The 24,539-nt window shown below is 39.8% G+C and carries 25 protein-coding genes; 9 read left to right on the forward strand and 16 right to left on the reverse strand.

Annotation, left to right across the window (positions count from 1 at the left end):
* Positions 1-100 precede the first annotated feature (100 nt).
* From GR160_RS14670 to GR160_RS14695, 6 genes are all read right to left on the reverse strand, one after another.
* The gene (locus GR160_RS14670; protein WP_160750643.1) at positions 101-676 is read right to left on the reverse strand and encodes a hypothetical protein; all 576 of its coding nucleotides are present in this window, start codon (positions 674-676) and stop codon (positions 101-103) included.
* A 367-nt stretch (positions 677-1,043) separates the two neighbouring features.
* On the reverse strand, positions 1,044-4,406 hold the full coding sequence (gene secA, locus GR160_RS14675; protein WP_160750644.1) for a preprotein translocase subunit SecA: 3,363 nt from the start codon (positions 4,404-4,406) through the stop codon (positions 1,044-1,046).
* 96 nt (positions 4,407-4,502) lie between these two features.
* Positions 4,503-4,724 carry a DUF2795 domain-containing protein gene (locus GR160_RS14680; protein ID WP_002986941.1) on the reverse strand — a complete coding sequence of 74 codons (222 nt, stop codon included), beginning with the start codon at positions 4,722-4,724 and terminating at the stop codon, positions 4,503-4,505.
* A 172-nt stretch (positions 4,725-4,896) separates the two neighbouring features.
* Entirely contained in the window at positions 4,897-5,469 is a 573-nt protein-coding gene (locus GR160_RS14685) for a cob(I)yrinic acid a,c-diamide adenosyltransferase (protein ID WP_160750645.1), read from the reverse strand.
* A 73-nt stretch (positions 5,470-5,542) separates the two neighbouring features.
* Positions 5,543-6,121 carry a hypothetical protein gene (locus GR160_RS14690; RefSeq protein ID WP_160750646.1) on the reverse strand — a complete coding sequence of 193 codons (579 nt, stop codon included), beginning with the start codon at positions 6,119-6,121 and terminating at the stop codon, positions 5,543-5,545.
* A gap of 92 nt (positions 6,122-6,213) precedes the next feature.
* On the reverse strand, positions 6,214-6,915 hold the full coding sequence (locus tag GR160_RS14695; protein WP_160750647.1) for an ABC transporter ATP-binding protein: 702 nt from the start codon (positions 6,913-6,915) through the stop codon (positions 6,214-6,216).
* A 202-nt stretch (positions 6,916-7,117) separates the two neighbouring features.
* Between GR160_RS14695 and GR160_RS14700 the strand changes: the two genes are divergently transcribed.
* On the forward strand, positions 7,118-8,299 hold the full coding sequence (locus tag GR160_RS14700) for a DUF1624 domain-containing protein (protein ID WP_160750648.1): 1,182 nt from the start codon (positions 7,118-7,120) through the stop codon (positions 8,297-8,299).
* 266 nt (positions 8,300-8,565) lie between these two features.
* Here GR160_RS14700 and GR160_RS14705 read toward each other — a convergent pair whose 3' ends face one another.
* The 5 genes from GR160_RS14705 to GR160_RS14725 form a co-directional block, all read right to left on the reverse strand.
* The gene (locus GR160_RS14705) at positions 8,566-8,871 is read right to left on the reverse strand and encodes a DUF6787 family protein (RefSeq protein WP_160750649.1); all 306 of its coding nucleotides are present in this window, start codon (positions 8,869-8,871) and stop codon (positions 8,566-8,568) included.
* Between the two features lie 121 nt (positions 8,872-8,992).
* Entirely contained in the window at positions 8,993-9,445 is a 453-nt protein-coding gene (locus tag GR160_RS14710; RefSeq protein ID WP_160750650.1) for a DUF6146 family protein, read from the reverse strand.
* A gap of 86 nt (positions 9,446-9,531) precedes the next feature.
* Complete coding sequence (locus tag GR160_RS14715) at positions 9,532-9,813, reverse strand: hypothetical protein (RefSeq protein WP_160750651.1); 282 nt, start codon at positions 9,811-9,813, stop codon at positions 9,532-9,534.
* Between the two features lie 40 nt (positions 9,814-9,853).
* Positions 9,854-10,084: a hypothetical protein gene (locus GR160_RS14720; protein WP_160750652.1), complete on the reverse strand. Its 231-nt coding sequence runs from the start codon at positions 10,082-10,084 to the stop codon at positions 9,854-9,856.
* A 12-nt stretch (positions 10,085-10,096) separates the two neighbouring features.
* Positions 10,097-10,300 (reverse strand): hypothetical protein, encoded by a 204-nt coding sequence (locus GR160_RS14725; protein WP_160750653.1) that lies wholly within the window; start codon positions 10,298-10,300, stop codon positions 10,097-10,099.
* Positions 10,301-10,735: 435 nt separating this feature from the next.
* On the opposite strand from GR160_RS14725, the gene GR160_RS14730 reads away from it, so the two are divergent.
* Entirely contained in the window at positions 10,736-11,596 is an 861-nt protein-coding gene (locus GR160_RS14730) for a carboxypeptidase-like regulatory domain-containing protein (RefSeq protein WP_160750654.1), read from the forward strand.
* A gap of 96 nt (positions 11,597-11,692) precedes the next feature.
* On the opposite strand, the gene GR160_RS14735 is transcribed toward GR160_RS14730, so the two are convergent.
* From GR160_RS14735 to pyrR, 4 genes are all read right to left on the reverse strand, one after another.
* On the reverse strand, positions 11,693-12,598 hold the full coding sequence (locus GR160_RS14735) for a ribonuclease Z (RefSeq protein WP_160750655.1): 906 nt from the start codon (positions 12,596-12,598) through the stop codon (positions 11,693-11,695).
* Between the two features lie 83 nt (positions 12,599-12,681).
* Positions 12,682-13,014 carry a ribonuclease Z gene (locus GR160_RS14740; RefSeq protein ID WP_160750656.1) on the reverse strand — a complete coding sequence of 111 codons (333 nt, stop codon included), beginning with the start codon at positions 13,012-13,014 and terminating at the stop codon, positions 12,682-12,684.
* Between the two features lie 126 nt (positions 13,015-13,140).
* Positions 13,141-14,070 (reverse strand): aspartate carbamoyltransferase catalytic subunit, encoded by a 930-nt coding sequence (locus tag GR160_RS14745; protein ID WP_160750657.1) that lies wholly within the window; start codon positions 14,068-14,070, stop codon positions 13,141-13,143.
* Between the two features lie 27 nt (positions 14,071-14,097).
* Positions 14,098-14,631, reverse strand: coding sequence for a bifunctional pyr operon transcriptional regulator/uracil phosphoribosyltransferase PyrR (gene pyrR, locus GR160_RS14750; RefSeq protein WP_160750658.1), 534 nt, complete (start codon positions 14,629-14,631; stop codon positions 14,098-14,100).
* Positions 14,632-14,766: 135 nt separating this feature from the next.
* Here pyrR and GR160_RS14755 point away from each other — a divergent pair, with 135 nt between their 5' ends.
* A complete protein-coding gene (locus GR160_RS14755) occupies positions 14,767-14,979 on the forward strand; it encodes a hypothetical protein (RefSeq protein WP_160750659.1) in 213 nt (70 codons plus the stop codon).
* A 157-nt stretch (positions 14,980-15,136) separates the two neighbouring features.
* Positions 15,137-15,304 (forward strand): hypothetical protein, encoded by a 168-nt coding sequence (locus GR160_RS19330; protein ID WP_202390796.1) that lies wholly within the window; start codon positions 15,137-15,139, stop codon positions 15,302-15,304.
* Between the two features lie 120 nt (positions 15,305-15,424).
* Here the strand turns inward: GR160_RS19330 and GR160_RS14760 are convergent, their stop codons facing one another.
* Positions 15,425-17,026 carry a Na+/H+ antiporter gene (locus GR160_RS14760; protein WP_160750660.1) on the reverse strand — a complete coding sequence of 534 codons (1,602 nt, stop codon included), beginning with the start codon at positions 17,024-17,026 and terminating at the stop codon, positions 15,425-15,427.
* A 535-nt stretch (positions 17,027-17,561) separates the two neighbouring features.
* Here GR160_RS14760 and nudK point away from each other — a divergent pair.
* The 5 genes from nudK to GR160_RS14785 all read left to right on the forward strand — a co-directional run bounded on the left by nudK (position 17,562) and on the right by GR160_RS14785 (position 23,894).
* Complete coding sequence (nudK, locus tag GR160_RS14765; RefSeq protein ID WP_160750661.1) at positions 17,562-18,140, forward strand: GDP-mannose pyrophosphatase NudK; 579 nt, start codon at positions 17,562-17,564, stop codon at positions 18,138-18,140.
* Positions 18,141-18,291: 151 nt separating this feature from the next.
* On the forward strand, positions 18,292-20,598 hold the full coding sequence (locus GR160_RS14770) for an acyl-CoA dehydrogenase (protein WP_160750662.1): 2,307 nt from the start codon (positions 18,292-18,294) through the stop codon (positions 20,596-20,598).
* A gap of 61 nt (positions 20,599-20,659) precedes the next feature.
* Positions 20,660-21,682 (forward strand): LLM class flavin-dependent oxidoreductase, encoded by a 1,023-nt coding sequence (locus GR160_RS14775; protein WP_160750663.1) that lies wholly within the window; start codon positions 20,660-20,662, stop codon positions 21,680-21,682.
* Positions 21,683-22,039: 357 nt separating this feature from the next.
* Complete coding sequence (locus tag GR160_RS14780) at positions 22,040-22,507, forward strand: Fur family transcriptional regulator (protein ID WP_160750664.1); 468 nt, start codon at positions 22,040-22,042, stop codon at positions 22,505-22,507.
* A 115-nt stretch (positions 22,508-22,622) separates the two neighbouring features.
* A complete protein-coding gene (locus GR160_RS14785) occupies positions 22,623-23,894 on the forward strand; it encodes an adenylosuccinate synthase (RefSeq protein WP_160750665.1) in 1,272 nt (423 codons plus the stop codon).
* Positions 23,895-24,539 lie beyond the last annotated feature (645 nt).

Genomic DNA, 24,539 nt, shown 5'->3' on the forward strand with positions numbered 1-24,539 from the left:
AAAAAACAGCCTTAAAACCTAATATTAACATTGTTAAACACAAAAAAACTCCTACAAATGCAGGAGTTTTATTAGTTTCAAATTGTATTTTATAGAAGCATTAAAGCCCGTATTCTTTAACCACTTTTTCATCAAAAACCTTTACCATAAGCCCATGCCCTGCCCTGTTCATATACTTCCACTTGTTTGCAGTTAACTTGTTGGAAACAAAAATCACATCGGCTCTTTTATTAATAAGGAACGAATTAGACTTTGCCTCAAAAGTAACCTCATTGGTTTGCATGGCTTTTTTAAAATTCTCTATCATGGCTTTGCTCTCAGCATCACCTACAGGCTCTTTAAAAGTCATTTTTGTAAGCATGTCATATTTTACAAGACAATAATTGCCATCATTTATTTTCTTAACAGGACCAAATTCAAAAGCCGGGTCTCCCTTAAGCAGTTTTATGCTGTAGCCATCACCGTTGAGCATGCCTTTTAGCATTTCCATCATTTTTTCTTTGGGTATAAACTCAAAAACCTTCGGATACGTTCCTGCTGCAACTGCCTCATAATTTCCGGCAACGGTGTTTTCATACATTTGCAGGGCAACACTTTCTAAAGACTGTATGTCCTGGGCAGTTGCATTTAATAAGACAGCAAAGAAAACTACTGCTGCTAAAAAATATTTTTTCATAATTAAAATTGCTTAAGAGCATGTTTAAATTTAATAGCTAATTTACCTTGTTTGACAAAAACGTAAGCTTTGTCAATTATTAAGCTAAATATTTTATCACGCAAAGGCGCAGAGGCGCAAAGCTGAATTCTGATTAACCCTTATTTTAAGCGACTGTAAGTCGCAAAGCTTTGCGACTTACAGTCGCTTGTATAATTTAATAGGTTTCCAGCTTTGCGCCTCTGCGCCTTTGCGAGAAATCCAATCAAACTAAGATTTAGCAAAAAAGTATATACATTCTCAAAAATAAAATTTAAATAGGCTCCGAGAATAAAAATACAAAATCCCCGAGATTTACTTCGGGGATCCTGCTTTATAACTTTTCGGATTACTCGTTAACAATTATCCATTCGCCGGTAGCTAAAAGGCCCTCGGCTTTTTTAAACTTCATTGTTTCAGTTTTGCCACTCATTACATGTTTAAGCGTAACGTTGTCATTACGGTTAATTTTTGGAGCATCCCTAACAATAGTTTCAGTTACTGACGGCTGTTGCTGGCTTTGCTGAGACACCTCACGGGCTTTGGCTGCCATTTCGTCGGTATTTAAAACTTCGTCCTTAGTCTCAACATATTGCTCCCTTTGTCTTATCTGCTCTCTCGCCTCATGTATTTCCTGAGCATTTTGCGATGGCAATGCCGCTTTGAACAAGAACGAAACCACATCTTTGTTTATACCGCCAAGTGTACGTTTAAACAATTTATAAGCTTCTTCTTTATAAATAAGCAACGGGTCTTTTTGTTCGTGCACGGCAAGCTGTACCGATTGCTTTAGCTCGTCCATTTTTCTAAGGTGTTTTTTCCAGGCCTCATCTACAATGGCAAGCATGATATTCTTTTCAAAATCATCTACTAATGATGCACCTTCTGTAGTGTAAGCCTTTTCAAGATTAGTAACTACATTAAGTGTTTTAATACCGTCAGTAAACGGAACCACTATGCGCTCATACTGGCCGTTGTTGTTTTCAAACACACCCTTGATTACCGGGAAAGCCTCTGCTGCATTGTGCTTATTCTTTTCAGTGTATGCCTCATAAGCGGCTTTATATATTTTTCCGGCAAGCTCATTTTCGCCAAGCCTCTTAAAGTCGGCCTCGCTAATTGGAGAGCTTATAGAAAATATCCTTATCAGGTCGAACTCAAAGTTCTTAAAGTCCTGTGTAAACTTATTGTTGCTTACAACCGTCTCAGACATTTCATAGATCATATCGGCAATATCCACTTTTAGCCTGTCGCCAAAAAGGGCATGCTTTCTCTTTTTATATACGTTTTCACGCTGCTTGTTCATAACGTCATCATATTCAAGCAAACGCTTACGCTGACCAAAGTTGTTCTCTTCAACCTTTTTCTGAGCACGCTCAATAGATTTTGTCATCATAGAGTGCTGTATAACCTCACCCTCTTTAAGCCCCATGCGGTCCATAACTTTGGCTACCCTTTCAGAACCAAACAAACGCATAAGGTTATCTTCCAAAGACACATAAAACTGTGAGCTACCCGGATCTCCCTGACGTCCTGCACGACCTCTAAGCTGGCGGTCTACACGGCGGGAATCATGGCGCTCTGTACCAATAATAGCAAGACCACCGGCTTCTTTAACTTCTTTAGTAAGCTTAATATCGGTACCACGGCCTGCCATGTTGGTAGCAATGGTTACCACTCCCGGCTTACCTGCTTCGGCTACAATGTCAGCCTCTTTTTTATGAAGCTTGGCATTAAGCACGTTGTGCGGAATGTTCCTCATTTTAAGCATACGGCTTAAAAGCTCAGATATTTCAACTGATGTAGTACCAATAAGCACCGGACGCCCTGCTGCCGAAAGAACCGTTACATCTTCAATAACCGCGTTGAATTTTTCGCGCATAGTTTTATAGATAAGATCTTCGTGGTCTTTACGGGCAATGCCCCTGTTGGTTGGTATCTCTACCACATCAAGCTTATATATTTCCCAAAACTCTCCTGCTTCAGTAACCGCAGTACCGGTCATACCGGCAAGCTTGCTGTACATCCTGAAATAGTTTTGCAGTGTAATGGTAGCAAATGTTTGTGTAGCGGCTTCAATCTTAACGTTCTCCTTAGCCTCTATTGCCTGGTGTAAACCATCACTGTAACGGCGCCCGTCCATAATACGGCCGGTTTGCTCGTCTACGATCATGATCTTGTTTTCCATAATAACATACTCCACATCTTTTTCAAAAAGCGTGTAGGCTTTTAAAAGCTGTGTAAGTGTGTGTATACGCTCGCTCTTAATAGAGAAATCCTGGAACAACGATTCTTTTGCTTCGGTTTCCTGCTCCTTGTCAAGCTTTTTCTTTTCGATGTTGGCAATTTCAGTACCAATATCCGGAAGAACAAAAAAGTCGCTGTCAGTATCCTGTGAAAGGAATTTTATACCATTATCAGTAAGTTCAACCTGATTGTTCTTTTCTTCGATAACAAAATACAGAGCCTCGTCTATTTTGTGCATGTCACGATTGTTGTCGGCCATGTACTGGTTCTCTGTTTTTTGAAGCAGCTGCTTAACACCTTCCTCACTAAGGAATTTAATAAGCGCCTTATTTTTAGGCAAACCGCGGTGCGCTCTTAAAAGCATAACACCACCATCTTTAGTATTGCCTTCTTTTATAAGCTTTTTAGCTTCGGCAAGCACACCGTTTATAAGTGTACGCTGAAGCCCTACAAGATGGTCTACTTTTGGTTTAAGCTCGTTAAACTCGTGGCGGTCGCCCTGTGGCACCGGACCCGATATGATAAGCGGTGTACGGGCATCATCTACCAATACAGAGTCTACCTCATCCACAATAGCATAGTTGTGTTTGCGCTGTACCAGGTCTTCCGGCGAATGCGCCATATTATCTCTAAGGTAGTCAAAACCAAACTCATTGTTCGTGCCATAAGTAATATCAGCAGCATAGGCTTTGCGTCTTGCATCGCTGTTTGGCTGATGGTTGTCTATACAGTCTACAGTCATGCCATGGAACTCAAACAGAGGAGCTTTCCACGTGCTGTCCCTTTTGGCAAGATAGTCGTTCACGGTTACAAGGTGTACACCGTTGCCAGTTAGTGCATTTAAGTAAAGCGGCAACGTAGCCACAAGGGTTTTACCCTCACCCGTTTGCATCTCAGATATTTTACCCTGGTGCAATACAATACCGCCTATAAGCTGAACATCATAATGTATCATGTCCCAGGTAATTTCATTACCTGCTGCATTCCACTTATTCGCCCATACGGCATTATCTCCCTGTATGCTAATGTAAGGTTTTGCAGCACTCAACTCAAGGTCTTTAGGTGTTGCCTTTACAGTAATTGAAGTATTTTCTTTAAAGCGGCGTGCGGTTTCTTTAACCACTGCAAAAGCCTCCGGAAGGATCTCAAGCAATGTTTTTTCAGAAATCTCATAAGCCTCTTTTTCAAGCGCATCTATAGAAGCATAGATATCCTCACGGGCATCTATATCGGCAGTTTTTTCTACCTCTTCAAGATATGAAGCTATTTTGGCGTCTTTATCTGCGCGTGCTTTTTTGATAGTTTCTTTAAAATACACGGTCTTTTCCCTAAGCTCATCGTGCGATAGCTGTGCCAAAGCACCTTCAAAAGACTTTATCTTGTTTACAAGCGGCTGGATGGCCTTTACGTCTTTTTGCGACTTATCGCCCACAAAGGCTTTAAGAATGCTGTTTATTAAACTCATTATATTTGTAATTACTTAATTTCTACAATTTAGCTGTAAATTTAACCAAAAAAAAAGCCTCCAGAAAGAGACTTTTCAATTGATCTTTATCTTTACTTAGTATTCATCCTCGTTCCAAAGATAGTCTTCGTCCGTAGGATAATCCGGCCAGATCTCTTCCATCGACTCATAGATCTCGCCTTCATCCTCTATAGACTGAAGGTTTTCTACTACCTCGAGTGGAGCCCCGGTCCTGATGGCATAATCTATAAGCTCATCTTTTGTTGCCGGCCACGGTGCATCACTTAAATAAGATGCTAATTCTAATGTCCAATACATCTTTTAAACGATTAAAGTTTATGCAAAAATAAATTTTCTACTGAAATAGTCAAGTAAAAAGTTGTTTATTTTATATTAAAAGTTAAGAACGTGTCTCAGTTTTTAGTCATAGCCGCAGTATATAGTCCTATAAGCCAGTTTCAAAACTGCTCATTGAGACTAAAAACAGTAACTAAAGCTTTTCAGGCATCCATTTTACCTCATCGGCCTGCAAATCATGAGACAACTTTCGTGCCAGTACAAAAAGATAGTCAGAAAGTCGGTTCAGGTAGGTCAATACCATAGCATCTGTGGGTTCCAACTCATGCAAATGCACTGCTAAACGCTCTGCACGACGGCAAACACAACGTGCAATATGACAGTATGACACTGTAGTATGCCCTCCCGGAAGCACAAAATGTGTCATGGGTTCCAACTCAGTTTCCATAGCGTCTATCTCGTTTTCAAGGAGTTCAACATCCGCATCGCTAATTTTAGGAATATTAAGCCTCTCCTTACCGTTCTTTAAAACACTCTTTTCCGGGTCGGTTGCCAATATGGCACCTGCCGTAAACAGCCTGTCCTGTATTCTTTCCAATATTTTTTTATAATTTGGGTTAATTTGCTGGTCGCGTATAAGCCCAATATGCGAGTTAAGCTCGTCTACGGTGCCATAACTATCTATACGGATATGGTGTTTTGGCACACGCGTGCCGCCAAAAAGTGCAGTCGTGCCACTATCGCCTGTTTTTGTGTAAACTTTCATTTTGTAGTTTTTGATTGTAGAGTCTATATTTTTGATCAAACTTCACTCATACTCTATCTATAAGTTATTTAAATTAATTATCCCATAAAGATAGCTGATCGATTAGAATCCATTTTTCACTTTTCTTTTCAAATATCAATGCTATTCCGAAACCACAGCCTAAACAGCTGTATCTTACCTGGATGATTGCTTTAGTATGATCTGCAGAAATTAAAGGTTTAGAAAACTTATAATAGTTAAAATCAAAGGCACTGTCTTTAAAGGCTGCTTGTTTTACCTCCATTAATTTATCATCAAATAACACTACTCTTTTCTCTTTAAGTTGTTTATCAGTAATATTAAGATGCTGTAAATTCTTTTTTTGCTCATTGAAATAGAGACTGTCAGTTTTAGAGAAAAATGCCTGTTTATAATTAATCTTCATTAATACTAAGTCAAGATCCGACTCATTAGTCAATTCCTGACTCACGTAAACAGTATCCTGATACTGTCTAAAATTAAATTCTTCCCTAACTTCTGGAGAGGTAATAACATCATTAAAAACCGCAAGAGTTAATGAATCTGACGGGATTTCAGGCACCTCTAAACTTTCAACACTATTATTTTTACAAGAACAAAATACAATAAATAAAAACAGAAAAATATACTTCATAGTTATAACATTTCTATTTTATAAATCAGATCATAATTAATTTAAAAATTAGAGTGAAGCTCAATCTTAAATCTAATCCCTTAAATCTGAAATTACTTCTTAGGTTTGGGATTTATATTATCGGTCTCTATTACGCCATCGCGAAGGCGTATAACACGGTGGGCATATTCGGCAATATCCTCTTCGTGGGTTACCAGTATAACAGTATTACCATTGGCATGTATCTCATTAAAAAGCCCCATAATTTCTACCGATGTTTTACTGTCAAGGTTACCCGTAGGTTCATCGGCCAAAATTATAGACGGGTGGTTTACCAGCGCCCTTGCAACTGCCACCCTTTGCCTTTGGCCGCCCGAAAGCTGGTTAGGCTTGTGGTCCATCCTGTCCTGCAGGCCTACCTGGGTAAGCACCTTGGTAGCGCGGTTGTTGCGTTCCTGTTTTTTGTAGCCCGCATATACCATGGGCAGGGCAACATTATCTAAAGCTGTGGTACGCGGCAAAAGGTTGAACGTCTGGAAAACAAAACCTATCTCTTTATTGCGAATGGTTGCCAATTCATCATCCTTCATAATACTCACGTCTTTTCCGTTAAGTACATAAGAGCCCGATGTTGGCGTGTCAAGACAGCCCAAAAGGTTCATGAGCGTACTTTTGCCCGAACCCGACGGCCCCATAAGTGCCACATATTCGCCTTTGTATATGGTGAGATCTATGCCTTTTAGCACTTTTACCACTTCGCTGCCCAACGGAAAATCGCGGGTAATGCCTTTAATTTCTATTATGGGTTTTACCATGGTTTTATTTTACAAAGTATAAAAGTAATGTTTAGCCACGAATTTCACTAATTGAACTGATTTAAACTTTTTCGCTTCAATCAAAAAAGTTTAAATCAGTTCATTCATACAAATTAATTAATCGCGAATTAAAATTAATAAAATTCACAGCTAAATCTTCAATCATCATTTAAGTATATTTACCACTACAAACCAAACCTTTATGGAAACCGTTACTAGACGCATACAAAGCATAGATGTGCTGAGGGGTATAATTATGGCCATTATGGCATTAGACCATACCCGCGATTACTTTCATATCAATGCTATGAGCCAGGACCCTACCGATCTTGAAACTACTACTCCCCTGCTGTTCTTTACACGATGGATAACGCATTTTTGTGCGCCAACATTTGTGTTCCTGTCCGGCACTTCCATATACCTGCAAAGCCTGCGCAAAACAAAAAAAGAGCTGGGGTGGTTTTTACTTACGCGCGGTTTGTGGCTGGTAGTGGCCGAGTTTACCATAGTAGGGTTTGGGTGGAGTTTTGACCCGTTTTTCAGCTTTCAGTTCCTGCAGGTAATGTGGGCCATTGGGTGCAGCATGATAATCATGTCAGGGCTTGTGTTTTTCAGTTACAGGACTTTGGCCGTATTAGGCATATTGATCACCCTATTGCATAACCTGATGGATTTTATTGTAGTGACCGATCCTGAAATTAACAGCACGCTAAATGTATTTTTAATAACCGAATTTAAGGTGTACAGCCTTTTAGGATTGAAAGTAATGTTTGCCTATGCCATACTGCCCTGGACAGGTATTATGCTGCTGGGATATGCCGCCGGAAAATGGTACAATACCAAAAAAGTTACTTTTGAACAAAGGCGCAAATTTTTGCTTACTTCCGGATTTGGGCTTATTGGACTATTTGCAGCACTTAGACTTATAAACCTTTATGGCGATTTGCAGCCGTGGTCAAACCAACCTACAATAACATACACAGTGCTTTCTTTTTTTAATGTAACCAAATATCCTCCATCATTGCAATATGCCTGCATGACCCTTGGGGTGGCACTTTTGGCACTGGCTTTTATAGAGAACATTAACAACCGGTTTACTGCCATTATGAACGTATTTGGGCGCGTACCTTTCTTTTACTACCTGCTGCACATTTACATAATTCATTTATTGTGCGTAGGCTTGTATTTTATAGAAGGATATACCATAGCCGACCTTTTTACTAAACCTATGGCATTTGGTTTTCGCCCACGACAAGATTTTGGGCTTGAACTTGGGTATGTATATTTAGTATGGCTGCTGGTTTTGGTACTGTGTTATTACCCAAGCCGTTGGTACAACAACTATAAAAGCACCCACACCCAGTGGTGGCTGGGGTATATTTAGCATGTTATTAAATAGTATTCATCATTTCTTACTATTATACCATTAATTGATATAAAACAGTCCGATTAAATTGTCTCGCAAAGGCGCAGAGTCGCAAAGTTCAATGGTAATATCCTCATTCCGAGCTGCTGTTAAGCCGCTAAGCTTTGCGACTTACAGTCGCTGAAGAAAATTGCTAATTAAGACACTTCTTTGCGCTTTCGCGCGAAAAAAACAGAGCCGTTCAGGCCACTATTTAGATTAGCAGATAGCTCTTGGAGAAAAAATTACGATTTAAACAGAAAACCCAAACCAAGAGACCTAAGCATTTTTTTTTCGAAAGCCCAAAAGAATTTTCCCTGCCCGGATATAAACCCAAAGGAAACAAGCAATACCTGGTAGATAGGAAAAATAAGAATGATGTATAGCGGATAGTACAACCATAAAGAAATATCGTCTTTACTAAGACCCAGCCATGCCAGCACAGGTTTAGATAAATATGCCGATGTAGAACCGGTTATGGCAAAAACAATAAAAATAACCACCAATTGGTAATTATGCTGTATGCCCCATCGTTGTTTGAACTTCTCCATTGCTTTGTGTGAGCCACAAATATACCTGATTTACTTTTGCCACACAACACAGCCTGTACGTTAATACTGCAGTTTTAACCTATTAATTACAAAGAAATTTGGCACAGCGATAGAGAAAAATTTACTGCGGAATTATACCTCCAAGCCTTTGGCGGTTAGTTACCTGAAAATAAACAAGGTAGTTAAAAAGCAAATAATTTACTTCATAACCATAATCAATATCAGGATGATAGTCTATACTCATTTGATACATGTCGCCATAGCGTTGCGGCTGGTTTACCCTTATGTTCCATTCGGTTACCCAAAACCTGTTCTTATTTTCAAGATATACCTGCCCGTAATAATTGCGCGGCATGGCCCTTGACTGAAGCCAGGAATTAAAACCGGGGTCTATAATTATAATTTCATATTCAAGTGAGTCGTTAGCAATGCGCACCGTATCGTTTGCCGTAGCTGCAGCAACTTCATTTTCGGTTTTGCCATGAATGGTGTTTGCCATATTAGTATCCTGACCTGTTTTACAGCCCAATATAAAAGCGAACACAATGCACAAAGTGAATAGATAACTTTTCATTGCTTTTGTTATTTATATAAAAATAAACAATAAAAGGCACCCTATAGCAATAAGGTACCTTTTATTATGCTTTAAAATTAAAGCTTTTAAGCTGTTGGCTGATTGGCCGTAGCATTATTTATGGCCGCAGATGTACTTTCGCCCGATTTTATCCTGTCGGCGATCTCTGTACCTTTTTGGATAGCCTCATCAAACTTTTGACGGGCAGTCTCTTTCACCGATTTGTATTTCTCGGCTATCTCTTCGCCATAGCCTTCTGCTTTTTCGATAATTCCGTCAAGATATCCTTTTCTTTTCAAAATAATTCCTACTACTGCAAGGGTTGCAACTCCCGCCGCAACACCTATAATTAACTTTTTGTTACTCATAACTTTTTAATTTAGTGATTATTTTATTCGATGTTGTTTATTACTTATCAATATTTCTTTGCGGATTTTTTCTGTCCGGCCTCTGTTCCTGATTAGGATTCAGCTCATTTCGTTGATGAGGCACTGCCTTTTTTTGAAGATTGGCACTCGTATGATATTTTTCGTTAGACTGACTGCTTTGATATCCTTCCGGCACCGGAGAATGCTGATTGAATTCATCTTTTACAATAGCAATATCCTCTTGTCTGCTGTTATTTTCTGATGTTGTCATAGCTTATATTTTTTAATTATTTTCTCCCCTGTCAGGGTTTATCATTCTTTCGTGAGATGAAGTATGGTTATCAGGCTTTTTGCGGCCTTCGTCTTTTTTTAATGTACCTGCCGAATTAGCATAACGATTAGGACTGGTTCCAGAAAGATCCGGTTTTGGCAACGATGCCGGCATGCTCAGCGGGCTATCGTTAATGGGTTTGCTTATTGTTTTCATGGCACTCTCGTTTAATAAATAAAGTAGTAAGCCTTATTTGTTTACACTAAGTTAGCCAATGTAAAAAGGGCGGTATATTAAGGTTGTCTTAAAATTGAGGTGTACTGCGATGGTTTAACTTTTTATTAATGAACCATCTAAATTTTAAGCACTTAACGTTAAAGTTATTATGATAATTAAATCATAAGAAGAAAAAAGAGAGGTCGTCTAAGAACTAAAAAATCGAAAAATTAGATGTGAATTCTGCAAAAGGATTTAGTATGATAGCCAAATTATAAAAGAAAATGAATGATTCATTGACGGTTTTCTGTTAAATAATAAATCAAAGGAAAGAATCTCATAGATTTGAGACTCCCTCTTTTTATTAGTATTAAAGCCTGCTATACTTGTTTTAATTAAAATACGTTAGTAGTAAACCAATTCACTTTATAATTTATGAAGAGTATACTTACTACTGTTTTATTTTGTTTTGCATTAATTTCAAGTGCGCAGACTATAATTCGAGGTGCAATTAAAGACGGAATAACTGATAGTCCATTGCCGTATGTTAACATAGGAATAAAAGACACACGGATAGGGACAGTCTCTGATAGTAAGGGTCTTTTTACGCTTACTATTCCCGAAAACCTTAATGAAAATACTTTGATTGTATTTTCGTACGTGGGTTATAATACACGACAGTGCAGTGTTGGAGAACTCATGAAAATAAATAACATTGAAATGAAACCATCGATACAATCTTTAGAAACGATTGTTTTAAATTTAAAAGCTCCAAAGTTTAAAAAAGTTGGGCGTACATTTAAGGGGTTTGGTTTAACCCATGTTAATTTTTATACCGCTCAAGAAGCTGAAGTAGATGATAGGCTAAGTAAGGAGTTGGGAATGAAATTCAATATTAAAAAAGACTGTAGAATCACCGGGTTGAACTTTAATATTACTTCTAACGACTTTAAGTCGGTTAAATTCAGAGTCAACTTTTATTCGATTAAAGATGGTTTGCCAAATGTACTCTTAATTGAAGAAAATATTATTTGTGAGGTCAATGATCGGCAGCTTGGTTGGTTTAATATAGATTTGAAGCCTTATGAGGTGTATTTAAGTAAAGATGTTGGTGATATAGCTGTAACACTGCAATGGATCGAAAGTAAAAAAGCGCGCGAAAACAGTAAATATTTTTCATTATCTGCCGCCAAAGCGCCTTTTAGCAACTTGTACTATAAAGAAAAGGCAATGAGTGCTTGGGTTAGTAGTGGCAACAACCTTAGTTTTTATCTTGATGTACTGGAAGCGCAGTAGTGTTTATGTAACCAATTACCAAAAATGAAAAAACCGCCTCAATTGAATATTGAGACGGCTTCTCTAAAATATTGACCATAGAAATTCTTTAATCTGCTAAAATTCAAAAACTTTACCGTCGTCGGCAATGTCTGTGTTCTCAAAAACGGTTTTGGCCTCTTCTTTAAAAGGCTCAATGCTTCCATAGCGTGTAGAAAAATGCCCGAGGATCAGGCGGCCTGCGTTCGCCTTTTTAGCAATGGTGGCGGCTTGTATGGCAGTACAGTGCATTGTTTTTTCGCAATACTGTAACTCGCTTTCTAAAAAAGTACTTTCATGATACAGTACACTAACATTGTTTATAATAGGCAAAATACTTTCGGTATAAACGGTGTCGCTGCAAAAGGCATAACTTTTTGGCGGAAGCGGGTCAAAAGTAAGCTCGCTGTTAGGTATTACCCGCCCATCATCGAGAGTAATATCTCCGCCACCTTTTATCTTGCGATAATATACCTCATCAATATCATAGCCTTCTACGGCTTCGATATTCAGCTTGCGTTCATCCGTTTTCTCTTCAAATAAATAGCCATTGGTGTACACCCTGTGCTTTAGCGGAATGGTGCTTACCTTAACCTTATCGTCTTCATACACCACTACAGATTCATCCGATTCCAGTTCATGAAAAAACAGGTTATAGGTTGTCCACGAATTAGACAACCTTAGCTGCAACACTATAATTTCTTTAATGCCTTTAGGGCCATAAATGTGCAAATCTGTCTTGCGCCCAAGTAATGCAAAAGTAGATATAAGGCCAATGAGCCCAAAAAAATGGTCGCCATGCAGGTGCGATATAAACACATGGTTTATACGGCTAAATTTTAGTTTATGCTTCCTGAGCTGTACCTGTGTACCCTCGCCGCAGTCTATTAAAAACATCCTGCCTTTCATTTCCAGTAACTGAGAGGTAGGATTAGTTAATGTTCGGGGAGTGGCGGCATAACAGCCAAGTATTGTTAATGTCATTATTTACAGATAATAGATTTGGGACATTAGAGAACAGATGAAAGACATAAGATAACAGACTTTATGACTTTACGACATTTAGTTTAAAAACCTAAATCACGCTCTATTTCTTCCATTTCTATAATGTCATGGGCCTCTAACAGGGTGGGCACAATTACCATTTCGTCAGGGGCATCGTCATAGTCAAAACCCGGGGCTACCAATACAAACGATTTTTTAGCTTTGCGGTGTTTATTGCTTAGCGGCAAAAAAGCAAGCATACCTTCAAGGCTGAGGCTGCCATCCTGGCTAAGGTCTAATATAAGGTTTTTACCTTTAAAGCTGTTATACTCTGTTGTAACTTTTTCAAGAAAAGCACTGCTGCTGCCCTGCGTATCTTTTATGGTAATGGTATGTCCTTTTTCTTCTACTTTCATTTTTTTAAGGTTCTTAGGCACTTAAATGCTTAGGTGCTTAGAGAGTAACTAAGTTACATTTTTTTTCTTAGGTTTTTAGGCATTTAGCTTCTAAGAGTCTAAGAACCTAAGTCTCTAAGCTCCTAATTATTGTTTAATTTTTGAAGCAAGTAAATAAATAACCGCCATACGGATGGCAACGCCATTTTCTACCTGGTCTAATATTACAGATTGCTGAGAGTCGGCCACATCGCTGGTAATTTCTACACCGCGGTTTATAGGTCCCGGGTGCATAATAACGATTTCTTTATTGAGCGAGTCTAACAACTCTTTATCAAGACCATATTGCTGTGCATACTCGCGCGTAGACGGAAAATAGTTTACATCGAGTCTCTCGTTTTGCACACGAAGCATATTGGCAACATCTGCCCACTCCAAGGCCTTGCGAAGGTTAGGCTCTACCTTAACCCCAAGCGAGTCTATATAGCGCGGTATAAGCGTTTTTGGTCCGCATACCCTAACTTCCGCACCCTGCATTTGCAGCGCAAAAATGTTAGACAGTGCCACGCGAGAATGCAATATATCGCCTACAATAACCACTTTTTTGCCTCCCACTTCACCAAGCCTTTCCCTAATGGTATAGGAGTCTAAAAGCCCCTGTGTAGGATGCTCGTGCGCGCCATCGCCCGCGTTCACTATACTGGCCTTTACATTTTTAGATAAAAAGTGGGCTGCCCCCGGCCTTTCGTGCCTCATTACAACCATATCTACCTTCATGGCAAGTATGTTGTTTACAGTGTCTATAAGGGTCTCCCCTTTTTTAACAGACGACTGTGCTGCCGAAAAACTGATAACATCGGCACTAAGCCTTTTTTGTGCCAGCTCGAACGACAGCCTTGTTCGGGTGCTGTTCTCAAAAAATATATTGGCTATGGTAATATCCCTTAGCGACGGGACTTTTTTAATAGGACGGTTTATAACTTCCTTAAACTGGTCTGCGGTTTCAAAAATAAGGTCGATATCGTTTTTATTGATATACTTTATGCCTAATAAATGATCAACGCTTAATTCTTTCATCGGTTTGTTGTGTGTTGCAGTTACCCCTTAAATTATATATACAGTATCTTCCCCTTCATTCTCTGTCCAGGATACCTTTACTTTTTCGCCGTTAATAGCATCTACCTGACGCCCCCTGTAATCAGGTTGTATGGGCAAATGGCGGCTAAAACGACGGTCTATGAGCACCATTAGCTCTATTTCGGCCGGACGCCCGAACGATTGTATGGCAGTAAGCGCGGCACGAATGCTGCGGCCGGTGTAAAGCACATCGTCTATAAACACCACTTTTTTATTCTCTACTATAAAATCGATCTCGGTTTTGTTGGCTTCGATTATCTTTTCAGTACGGCGAAAATCGTCCCTGAAAAACGTAATATCAAGGTTGCCCAACTGTATGCCGGGCACGTTATACTCTTTTTCCAGTATGGCCTTAATGCGCTGTGCCACAAAGCCGCCGCGGGGCTGAATGCCAATAAGCACGGTGTTTGAAAAATCGAGGTGTTTTTCTATTAACTGGCAGGCCAAACGGTGCAGGATGATATTGACCTCACGCGAGGTTAGCAATATTTTATGGCTCATAAATGCATTGTTGTGTTTGGATTGTAAAAGTAAGGCATAATGTTTAAAAAATAAAAAATCTTTTAATAAATAGACCCACCATTACTTTAACATTATTTTAATAAGATTATATTTGCTTGAAATCACCACACCAACATGAAAATAAAACTGTTATGTTTTTTATTGCTGCTATCGACAGCATGTTTTGCACAGGAAATTTGCGACAATGGCATTGACGACGATGGCGACGGATTGATCGATTTGAATGATAGCGATTGCCGTTGCGGAAACCAAACACCTGTACCGTCTATTATACCCAACGCCTCTTTGAAGACCATAGCGACTGCCCTTCGAGTTTTTCGCAACTGAATTTATGCAACGGATGGGTACAGGCCACAGAAGCAACTACCCACTTTAGCCTCATCCGGTAATTACTTAATATTTACCCAATTAATTTATTTTTAAGAAAATAGCCCATCACATAGTTTTAACTTTAGGGTATAGATTAACCTAAACACAAAAAATTATGCAAAACAGGGTCATAAAATTAGGGGCATTAGCCATGATGATGATGCTCTTAACCGGCTGCGAAGCTATTGGCGATATATTTAAAGCCGGAATGGGATTTGGTATTTTTTTAGTAATAGCCGTAGTAGTATTAATAATATGGCTGTTGAGTAAATTTAGGAAATAACCAACAATATATGCATGTTGAGAAGCTGTCCAAAAAGTATTTTGAACAGCTTCTTTTTTTTGAATATAACTTAGTCAATTCAGATGATACTCACACTAAAACCGAAAACTGAGACTGAAACTACCCCTCATACATATCCATGCTCAGTCTTGTTTCTTCAAGGTCGAGTTCACGCTCTATTTTGCGCAACACCTCTTCGCTGGCAAGGCCTTTGCGGTGCATTTCGTCTACCTTACTGCGCTCCACATTAAGCAGGTCTATTTGCAGTTGCGTAAATTCATTAAATATATTAGCCGAAAGTGTTTCGCCATTTCCAAAAAAATTAGCAGGTAAGTCGGTGCGTTGCAAACGGTTATATTTTACTTCATATTTACTTTTAATGTTATTTAAAAGTTCATCCTGTAATAGCGATAAGTTATCTTCTATATGGGTTATAGCTCCCGACACCACTATATTTCGCACCTCATATTCTTCGGCATAAATAGAATAGGGCTTAATTTTCAATACTTTTATAAGCAGTGGCAGCGTTAACCCCAATCCTATTAACGATGTTAGTATTACACAAAAAGTAAGGTATATAATAAGGTTGCGGTGCGGAAAAGCACTCCCATCCGGCAAGGCAAGCGGCAATGCCAGCGCTGCCGCCATAGATACTACCCCACGCATGCCTGCCCAGCCAAATACGGCCAGGTTTCTTGGATCGAAAGCTTCTTTGTCTCTTATTTTTCTACTCAAAATACGTGGCAGCATAGCCGCAGGAATTACCCAAACAAAACGCACTATTATTACAACTGCACTTATGGCAAGCCCCCACAAGGCAAGCTCTCCTGTTGTATAATCGTCCAGTCCTTCCTGTATTTGCCTTAGCTGTAAGCCAATAAGTATAAAAACCAAACCGTTGAGAATATAAGCCACAACATCCCACACGGTAGTTGCCATAACGCGGCTTTGATGCGTAAATATAGTTCCCGATCTAAAGGACAAATACAAACCTGTGGTAACCACCGCTATTACACCCGAAAAATGAAAATGCTCTGCCAGTAGATACCCGGCAAAAGGTGTAAGAAAAGTAAGGGTAACCTCTACTATAGGGTCGCACACAAAATTTTTATGTATTAAATACATTATATACCCCATGCCCAAACCTATGGCAACCCCCGCACCAACCACTACAAAAAAATTGAGACCGGCCTGCCACAATACAAAATTGCCTGCCGTTATTGCGGTTAATGCATACTTATAGGTCACCAGGCCGCTGGCATCATTTACAAGGCTTTCGCCTTCCAGTATAGTAATAAGCCGCGGATGCAAACCAAGCCCCCTGGTAATAGAGGTTGCAGCAACAGCATCCGGCGGAGACACGATGGCGCCAATTAAAAAAGCCAATGGCCAGCTAATATCGTTTATTAAATAGTGTGCAGCCACAGCTACGGCAAGTGTTGTAAAAAGCACCAATCCAACCGCGGCAAGGCTAATGGGGCGTATGGATCCTTTAAAATCGTGCCAGCTCGTGTTCCATGCGGCATGATAAAGCAACGGTGGCAGGAATATAATAAAAATCACCTCGGGGCTAAGAGATATTACCGGAAGACCGGGTATAACGCTTATAATTAACCCACACAGTACTAAAACTATAGGAAATGGGAAGTTATATTTATTGCTCAACGTGCCCAAAAAAGCCACACCAAAAAGCATGAGAATTATTATGCCAATGTTTTCCATTTGGAAAGAATTTAAAATAAGGATTAAAGAAGGGTAAATATAACAGAAAAACACTACAACAAAAAACCCGCTGCAGCTGCCACTGTAGCGGGTAATATTTTGGTGCCAATAAAAGATTTGTTAAGTATATTTTTACTGCTATTTAAAAATTTACTGAACAAACGGCAGCAGCCGGTGGCAAATTAAATGAGGGTTCGAAGCTAATTTAACGTTAGCCACACTAACTACTGCTTTATTATAATATCAACAAATATGCGGCTAATATATTACATTGTTTTATATTTTAGTACGAAAAGATTATAAATTTTAATCACATTTCGAAAAAAAATCCTTATTTCAAATGCTTGGTAATGAAGCTTAAAGTTATCTTATTATCAATAAATAATCAAACATGCAAAAAGCCTGAATATTATGCAAGCATAGTTAAATATAAATTCTTAAAATTGCCAAAGCACTGAAAATAATACAAAACACACTTAAAACAATATTTTGCCCGTTATAGTCATCGTATATTTGTTAAAACAAGCCTGTAAAAATGGAACATTCAATTAAAATACTTTCCAGAAAGCTACTATCAGATAATTGGGCAACACTGCATAAAGTAGAATATGTGCATACACTTCCCTCCGGTAAATCACAAAATGAAGTACGGGAGGTATATGACCGCGGCAACGGTGCTGCCATTTTGCTCTATAATATTGCTAAAGGCACGGTTATACTTACGCGTCAGTTGCGCATTGCCACCTGGTACAACGGAAATACAGAAGGACTCATGATAGAAGCCTGTGCTGGATTGCTGGATGAAGCCGATCCTGAAGATTGTATTCGCCGTGAAACAGAGGAAGAGACCGGTTATACACTAACCGAGGTTACAAAAGTTATGGAAGCCTACATGTCACCCGGATCGGTTTCGGAGATATTGTACTTTTTTATTGCCGCTTACAGCGATGCCATGAAAACCGGCGAAGGCGGTGGGCTTGATAGTGAACAGGAAAATATAGAGGTACTCGAAATCTCATTTAACGAGGCGCTTGCCATGATAAAAACCAAACAAATAAAAGATGCCAAAACCATAATGCTGTTGCAGTATTTGAGGTTGGAAGGAATTCTTTAAGAGATTGTTGGATTTTTAGATATAGGATTGTTGGATGTAAGATTGTTGGAACTAATATCTAATAATCTTACATCCAACAATCCTTTTAACACTTATTTAAACCCATTGCTGTAAGTAATTGCTTATTTTTAAAGGATAAAATATTACCATAATGGACATTACTTTTAGTACCGACCCTAAACTTTATATAGCACTGCCGTTTATTTATTATGCCTGGCACGACGAAATAATTACTAAAACAGAGTTTGACGCAATTTCAGATTTTATAGACACTCAGAACTGGCTTACAAAAGCAGAGAAAAGTTTTCTGGAATCTAAAATAGTATATGACGCCCCCCCTACCCGTTCGGAACTTTTTCAGTGGAAAGAAATTATAAACAAAACATTAGACGCTAACACAAATGTTAGCAGCTTTACAGAGTTAGGCATCCTGATTGCTAATACTGACCGTGATACATTTACTGAAGAAGACATCAAAACCATTGCCCCGGCAGTGGCACTGCTTGAAGCTAATTTAGGTATATCTGCCGCCGAAGCCATTGCGGGGTTTAGCAAAAACGAAAAAACCGTTACTCAGGAACACAACACCATTCAGAGTTTTGACGTGGCAAAAATGACCGCGCTGCTCGATGGCAATCAGGCAGAAATTATCAATAAAGTAAAAGATATTATTAGTAGCGAGGCCTTTAAACTGGACATCCCTACCGATGTGAATGATTTTAGGGAAAAAGTACTACAATGGTGTAAAATACTGGCCGAAAACGGATTGGGGTCTTATGCCTATCCTATAGCACAGGGTGGAAAAAACGACATTGAAGGCTATTTTGCTATCATGGAAACACTTAGCTATCATGATCTTAGCCTTGTTATAAAATTTGGGGTTCAGTTTGGACTTTGGGGTATGAGTATATTGTCTTTAGGTACTGAAAAACATTATAAAAAATACCTGAAAGATGTTGGCACTTTAGAGCTTCCGGGCTGTTTTGCCATGACCGAAACACACCATGGCAGCAATGTAAAGGGCATACACACAACAGCTACTTATAATCATACCGACCGTACTTTTAATATACATACCCCCGAAAAATATGACCGTAAAGAATATATAGGCAATGCAGCCAACCATGGCGAAATGGCTACCGTTTTTGCAAAGCTTATCATAGACGGAAAAGACTATGGAGTTAATGCCTTTGTAACGCCAATTCGCAATAAAGACAAAAGTCCTTATCCGGGAGTAACAATAGAAGACTGTGGTCATAAAATGGGGCTAAACGGTGTAGACAACGGCATCATTACCTTTAATAATGTAGTTATTCCGTATGAAAATATGCTCGACAAATTTGCATCGGTAAACGAAAACGGAGAGTTCGAAAGCCCCATACCGAGTGATAACCGAAGATTCTTTACCATGCTGGGCACACTCGTTGGCGGCAGGATAGGTATACCACGATCGGCACTTGCGGCATCAAAAACCGGGCTTACCACAGCAATTAAATATGGCGATAAACGCAGGCAGTTTGGCCCAGAAGGCGGACAGGAAGTGCCCATACTCAATTATCGCATGCACCAACGCAGGCTAATGCCCTACCTTGCAAACGCCTATGCACTAACCTTTGCTTTACAGCACCTTACTAAACGTTTTGTAAACCGTAAGGAAGAAGAAATGCAGGAAATAGAAGCTTTGGCAGCCGGGCTAAAAGCTTACACCACCTGGAACGCCCGCAATACATTGCAGGAATGTCGCGAAGCCTGTGGCGGTAAAGGCTACCTGAGCGAGAACCGCATAGACGACCTTAAAAATGACACCGAAATATATACCACTTTTGAAGGCGATAATACTGTATTAATGCAGCTTACTGCCAAGAACAGGCTGGGCGAATATCGCAAGCAGTTTGGCGAAATGAATGTTTCTACCATATTTAATTATGTCGTTGGGCAGGCAAAAACCGCAGTTACAGAAAAGAACCCGTTTGCCACACGCAACACCGACGAAAGCCATCTTAAAGACCCTGCCTTTCATTTAAACGCCTTTACCTATCGCGAAAAAGAAATTGTTAGCAGTGCAGCACGCCGTTTTAAAAAACTGGTTGATGACGGCCTCGAAGCTTTTGATGCTGCCAATATTATGCACCCGCACATGCTTCAAATAGCCGATGCCTATTTAGACAGGGTGGTACTGGAGCAGTTCCAGGCTAAATTACAGGAAGTTACAGATGAGTCGCTTAAAGAAGTTTTAACACGCCTGTACACGCTTTTTGCCCTTAATAAATTAGAAGAACATAAAGGCTGGTATTTAGAGCAGGGTTATATGGAAGGCGTTAAAACTAAAGCTATCCGCAAGTATGTTAGCCAGTTATGCTGGGAAATACGCCAGGATGCCGTGCCGTTAGCCGATGCCTTCAATATACCGGAAAGCTGTCTGGGGCTTATTGCTACCACCAAGGCAGATGAGGCGTAAAGGATGTACAGGTTACAGCTTTTATCTGTAACTTTGTATATTACATTTTTGAATTCACACAATGAAAAACATAAAAATAAGCGTTCTCGACCAGTCTCAGGTAAACCGTAACAGTAGTGCCCATGAAGCGTTAATGGAATCGGGTAAATTGGTGCAACTTGCAGACCAACTGGGGTTTGAACGTTATTGGGTGAGCGAACACCACAACTTTAAGCTTGTAGCAGGCACCACTCCAGAGGTGCTTATACCTTATTTGGCAGCAAGGTCTGAAAGGATAAAAGTAGGTTCGGGTGGTATCATGCTGCCCAATCACACCTCCTTAAAAGTAAGCGAGAATTTCGGCATGCTTGCCACGCTCTTTCCGGGCAGGATAGATCTTGGCATAGGACGCGCACCGGGCGGCGACAGGCTTTCTGCACATCTTCTAAACCCTGCAAATACATTTAGCGAGAAAGATTTCTACCAACAAATAGTTGATGTTCAGGCATTTTTGCGCAATGCAGAAATCCCTGATACGGTACACACAAAGGTCAAGGCCTACCCTATCCCTGATGTTTTGCCGGAATTCTGGATACTGACATCGAGCGGTGGCAGCGCACAGTTTGCAGCACATTTTGGCATGGCACTCTCTTTTGCACATTTTATAAATCCGCAGGGAGGACCAGAGGTTGTAGCCATATACCGCGATAGCTTTAAGGCAAGCCCCGAACTAAAGGAACCTAAAGTAAACGTGGGTATTTTTGCCTTTTGCTCTGAAAATGAAGACAAAGTAAAGGACTGGATCACAGAGTTTGACTACCGCATGCTGCATATAGAAATGGGTGCCACAGGCGATTTGCCGTCGCTTGAGGAAATAAAAAACAAAGAATACACCATGCACGAACGCGCACGCATTGCATGGAACCGCAACCGCTTTATTGCCGGAACACCCGATGTGGTAAAACAGCAGCTTGATGACCTTGCGCACGATTATAATGTAGACGAAATTATGATAGCCACCTGGTCGGATAATTTTGAAGACCGAAAAAGATCGTATGAATTGATAGCAGAAATGTATCCGGTTGAGAAAACTGAAACAGTTTAATAATGCTCTATGTATATTTATTTACCACTAAAAATCAGTGTACAAAAAGTGTTGTTTAAGAGTAAAACCGAATAGGCTTTGAACGGTTTTGAACAACTTTGAAACTGTTTGACCTGAAAAAATACAGATGATGAGCATTTTCAGCCAAAAAGGGTATATATAGCTATTTACGGTGTATTTTCTTACATAAATTAACTTTCACACAGAAGAGATTTTAGTCAGTTTTTGATGCTGAAGCAATTTTTATAAATCCGTCTGAAAATTTTTCAGGCGGATTTTTTGAAAGCGTCAAGATTTAACCAACTAATATTTTACTTCAAAAAAATTAGCGTATCTTTGCATATCGATTTACAGACTATGGAAAATAATAAAAACCAGGATATTGTAAAAAATGTCTTCACGAAATTCCTGGAAGACAAAGGCCACAGGAAAACACCCGAGCGTTATGCTATACTTCAGGAAATATACAACAGCCTGGAGCATTTTGATATAGAGTCGCTTTACATCAAAATGAAGAACAAAAACTACCGTGTTAGCCGTGCCACTTTATACAATACCATAGAGTTACTGCTGGAGTGCGGGCTTGTGCGCAGGCATCAGTTTGGGCAAAACCAAAGCCATTACGAAAAATCGTATTTTGACAAGCAGCACGACCATATTATAATGACCGATACCGGTGAAGTTATAGAGTTTTGCGACCCAAGGATACAAAGCATTAAAAAGACCATAGAAGAAATTTTTGGTATTGAGATCCATAACCATTCTTTATACCTTTACGGCAACAAAAAAACTACTGCCGCAGAAGCAGAGAATGCCGAAAGCTAATAACGGCTGATGGTAAAGCAACAGCAAACCAACCCTGCATAAGGATTGGTTTTTGTTTTTAATAACTATTGCGACTTATTTAAACACAACATAAACAACTAACTAAATAAAAGGAATGACCGTAGATCTACTACTCGGATTACAATGGGGCGACGAAGGCAAAGGTAAAATTGTTGACGTGCTTACCGCCGGATATGATATTATAGCACGTTTTCAGGGCGGGCCAAATGCAGGGCACACGCTTGAGTTTGACGGTATTAAACACGTATTGAGAACCATACCGTCGGGTATATTCCATAAAAACTCTGTAAACATAATAGGCAACGGTGTGGTAATGGATCCGGTTGTTTTTCAGAAAGAGCTGGAAGGCCTTGAAAAATTTAATATTGATATTAAATCACGCCTGCTTATTTCGCGCAAGGCACACCTTATATTGCCAACACACCGCCTGCTTGATGCTGCCAGCGAGGCCAGCAAAGGCAAGGCAAAAATTGGCTCTACGCTTAAAGGAATCGGCCCTACTTATATGGACAAAACAGGCAGGAACGGCCTTCGCATTGGCGATTTAGAGCTTGATAATTTTAAAGAGCTTTATCGTGCGCTTGCTGACAAGCACCAGGCTATGATAGACTTTTACAATGTAGACCTGCAATATGACCTTGAAGAACTTGAAACCGAGTTCTTTGAAGCGGTAGAGGTACTTAAAACCCTTACTTTTATTGACAGCGAAGAATATTTAAACCAAGCCATGAAAGCCGGAAAAAGCATTCTTGCCGAAGGTGCACAGGGCTCGTTGCTTGATATAGATTTTGGAACTTACCCATTTGTAACATCGTCTAATACAACTGCTGCCGGAGCCTGTACAGGGTTGGGCATTGCCCCAAACAAGGTTAAAGAAGTATTTGGTATTTTTAAGGCATATACTACCCGCGTGGGCAGCGGTCCTTTCCCTACCGAACTGTTTGATGAAGACGGCGCTACCATGGCACGTGTAGGTAATGAGTTTGGATCGGTAACAGGGCGTGCAAGACGCTGCGGATGGTTAGACCTTGTGGCACTAAAATATGCCGTACAGGTAAACGGTGTAACACAACTTTACATGATGAAAGGCGATGTACTGTCGGGCTTTGAAACCCTTAAAGTTTGCACTGCCTACAAATATAAAGGAGAAGAAACCAAGCATTTCCCTTATAACATCGAACCGGAAAATGTTGAACCCGTTTTTGTTGAGAAAAAAGGTTGGGCTGCCGATCTTACCGGAATTAAGGAATACGACCAGCTTCCGGCTGAGTTTAAAGACTATGTAGCGTTTATTGAGCAGGAACTTGAAGTGCCTGTTAAAGTAGTATCTGTAGGACCGGACAGAACACAGACTATTTACAAATAATCTTTATTATATTATATACAGAACAGGCAACCATAAAGGTTGCCTATTTTTTTGTTAGCATACTGATTAGCAGGAAGAGCACATATATAGTTAAATCTATAAAAAATGTCATAGTTTAAAAGACACACCCCTAACCCCTCTCAAGAGGGGAATAGCTTCACTCTTACTGATAAAAGCAACTATCTTTAAAGGTCTGAGTAAGCACATCTGAGTGTTCCCCTCTTGAGACTATCGTGTGGACACAAATATTAAGTTGATTAATTCTGCCAAAAGTCCTCTCCCCCAACCCCTCTACGAAGGAGAGGGGAGCCAACGGACGGGTACAGTACGGCAAAAAAAACACTGTCATATTATTGCTGAATCGTTATCAACATGTATGAGTGAAGCTCCTCCCTCCCCTTCGGGGAGGGTTGGGGTGGGGACAAAAAAGATGTGTCCACACGATAGCTCTTGAGAGGGGTTAGGGGTGTGTTGTGTAGAATAATTATCACCAATAGAGATTCATTATAAAATTCAACATACCTCCCCTCCGGAGCTTATTATCAAAACCCAGTTATCTACAACCCAAATAAAAACCTGCAAGGTTTTGAAAACCTTGCAGGTTAGTGGTGCGTGATCATTATCGCTCTCACACATGATATAGAA

It is taken from the genome of Flavobacterium sp. Sd200 (assembly GCF_009826935.1).
Classification (GTDB): domain Bacteria; phylum Bacteroidota; class Bacteroidia; order Flavobacteriales; family Flavobacteriaceae; genus Flavobacterium.

What these genes read in the sequence shown, in the direction of transcription:
- GR160_RS14685 (WP_160750645.1), bottom strand. Translation starts at nt 5,469, where the DNA reads ATGAAAGTTTACACAAAAACAGGCGATAGTGGCACGACTGCACTTTTT.
- GR160_RS14735 (WP_160750655.1), bottom strand. Translation starts at nt 12,598, where the DNA reads ATGACATTAACAATACTTGGCTGTTATGCCGCCACTCCCCGAACATTA.
- GR160_RS14715 (WP_160750651.1), bottom strand. Translation starts at nt 9,813, where the DNA reads ATGAGTAACAAAAAGTTAATTATAGGTGTTGCGGCGGGAGTTGCAACC.
- GR160_RS14740 (WP_160750656.1), bottom strand. Translation starts at nt 13,014, where the DNA reads ATGAAAGTAGAAGAAAAAGGACATACCATTACCATAAAAGATACGCAG.
- GR160_RS14705 (WP_160750649.1), bottom strand. Translation starts at nt 8,871, where the DNA reads ATGGAGAAGTTCAAACAACGATGGGGCATACAGCATAATTACCAATTG.
- GR160_RS14680 (WP_002986941.1), bottom strand. Translation starts at nt 4,724, where the DNA reads ATGTATTGGACATTAGAATTAGCATCTTATTTAAGTGATGCACCGTGG.
- GR160_RS14745 (WP_160750657.1), bottom strand. Translation starts at nt 14,070, where the DNA reads ATGAAAGAATTAAGCGTTGATCATTTATTAGGCATAAAGTATATCAAT.
- GR160_RS14725 (WP_160750653.1), bottom strand. Translation starts at nt 10,300, where the DNA reads ATGAAAACAATAAGCAAACCCATTAACGATAGCCCGCTGAGCATGCCG.
- GR160_RS14770 (WP_160750662.1), top strand. Translation starts at nt 18,292, where the DNA reads ATGGACATTACTTTTAGTACCGACCCTAAACTTTATATAGCACTGCCG.
- secA (WP_160750644.1), bottom strand. Translation starts at nt 4,406, where the DNA reads ATGAGTTTAATAAACAGCATTCTTAAAGCCTTTGTGGGCGATAAGTCG.
- GR160_RS19330 (WP_202390796.1), top strand. Translation starts at nt 15,137, where the DNA reads ATGCAAAACAGGGTCATAAAATTAGGGGCATTAGCCATGATGATGATG.
- GR160_RS14710 (WP_160750650.1), bottom strand. Translation starts at nt 9,445, where the DNA reads ATGAAAAGTTATCTATTCACTTTGTGCATTGTGTTCGCTTTTATATTG.
- GR160_RS14700 (WP_160750648.1), top strand. Translation starts at nt 7,118, where the DNA reads ATGGAAACCGTTACTAGACGCATACAAAGCATAGATGTGCTGAGGGGT.
- GR160_RS14780 (WP_160750664.1), top strand. Translation starts at nt 22,040, where the DNA reads ATGGAAAATAATAAAAACCAGGATATTGTAAAAAATGTCTTCACGAAA.
- GR160_RS14695 (WP_160750647.1), bottom strand. Translation starts at nt 6,915, where the DNA reads ATGGTAAAACCCATAATAGAAATTAAAGGCATTACCCGCGATTTTCCG.
- GR160_RS14775 (WP_160750663.1), top strand. Translation starts at nt 20,660, where the DNA reads ATGAAAAACATAAAAATAAGCGTTCTCGACCAGTCTCAGGTAAACCGT.
- GR160_RS14730 (WP_160750654.1), top strand. Translation starts at nt 10,736, where the DNA reads ATGAAGAGTATACTTACTACTGTTTTATTTTGTTTTGCATTAATTTCA.
- nudK (WP_160750661.1), top strand. Translation starts at nt 17,562, where the DNA reads ATGGAACATTCAATTAAAATACTTTCCAGAAAGCTACTATCAGATAAT.
- GR160_RS14785 (WP_160750665.1), top strand. Translation starts at nt 22,623, where the DNA reads ATGACCGTAGATCTACTACTCGGATTACAATGGGGCGACGAAGGCAAA.
- GR160_RS14720 (WP_160750652.1), bottom strand. Translation starts at nt 10,084, where the DNA reads ATGACAACATCAGAAAATAACAGCAGACAAGAGGATATTGCTATTGTA.
- GR160_RS14670 (WP_160750643.1), bottom strand. Translation starts at nt 676, where the DNA reads ATGAAAAAATATTTTTTAGCAGCAGTAGTTTTCTTTGCTGTCTTATTA.
- GR160_RS14760 (WP_160750660.1), bottom strand. Translation starts at nt 17,026, where the DNA reads ATGGAAAACATTGGCATAATAATTCTCATGCTTTTTGGTGTGGCTTTT.
- GR160_RS14690 (WP_160750646.1), bottom strand. Translation starts at nt 6,121, where the DNA reads ATGAAGTATATTTTTCTGTTTTTATTTATTGTATTTTGTTCTTGTAAA.
- pyrR (WP_160750658.1), bottom strand. Translation starts at nt 14,631, where the DNA reads ATGAGCCATAAAATATTGCTAACCTCGCGTGAGGTCAATATCATCCTG.
- GR160_RS14755 (WP_160750659.1), top strand. Translation starts at nt 14,767, where the DNA reads ATGAAAATAAAACTGTTATGTTTTTTATTGCTGCTATCGACAGCATGT.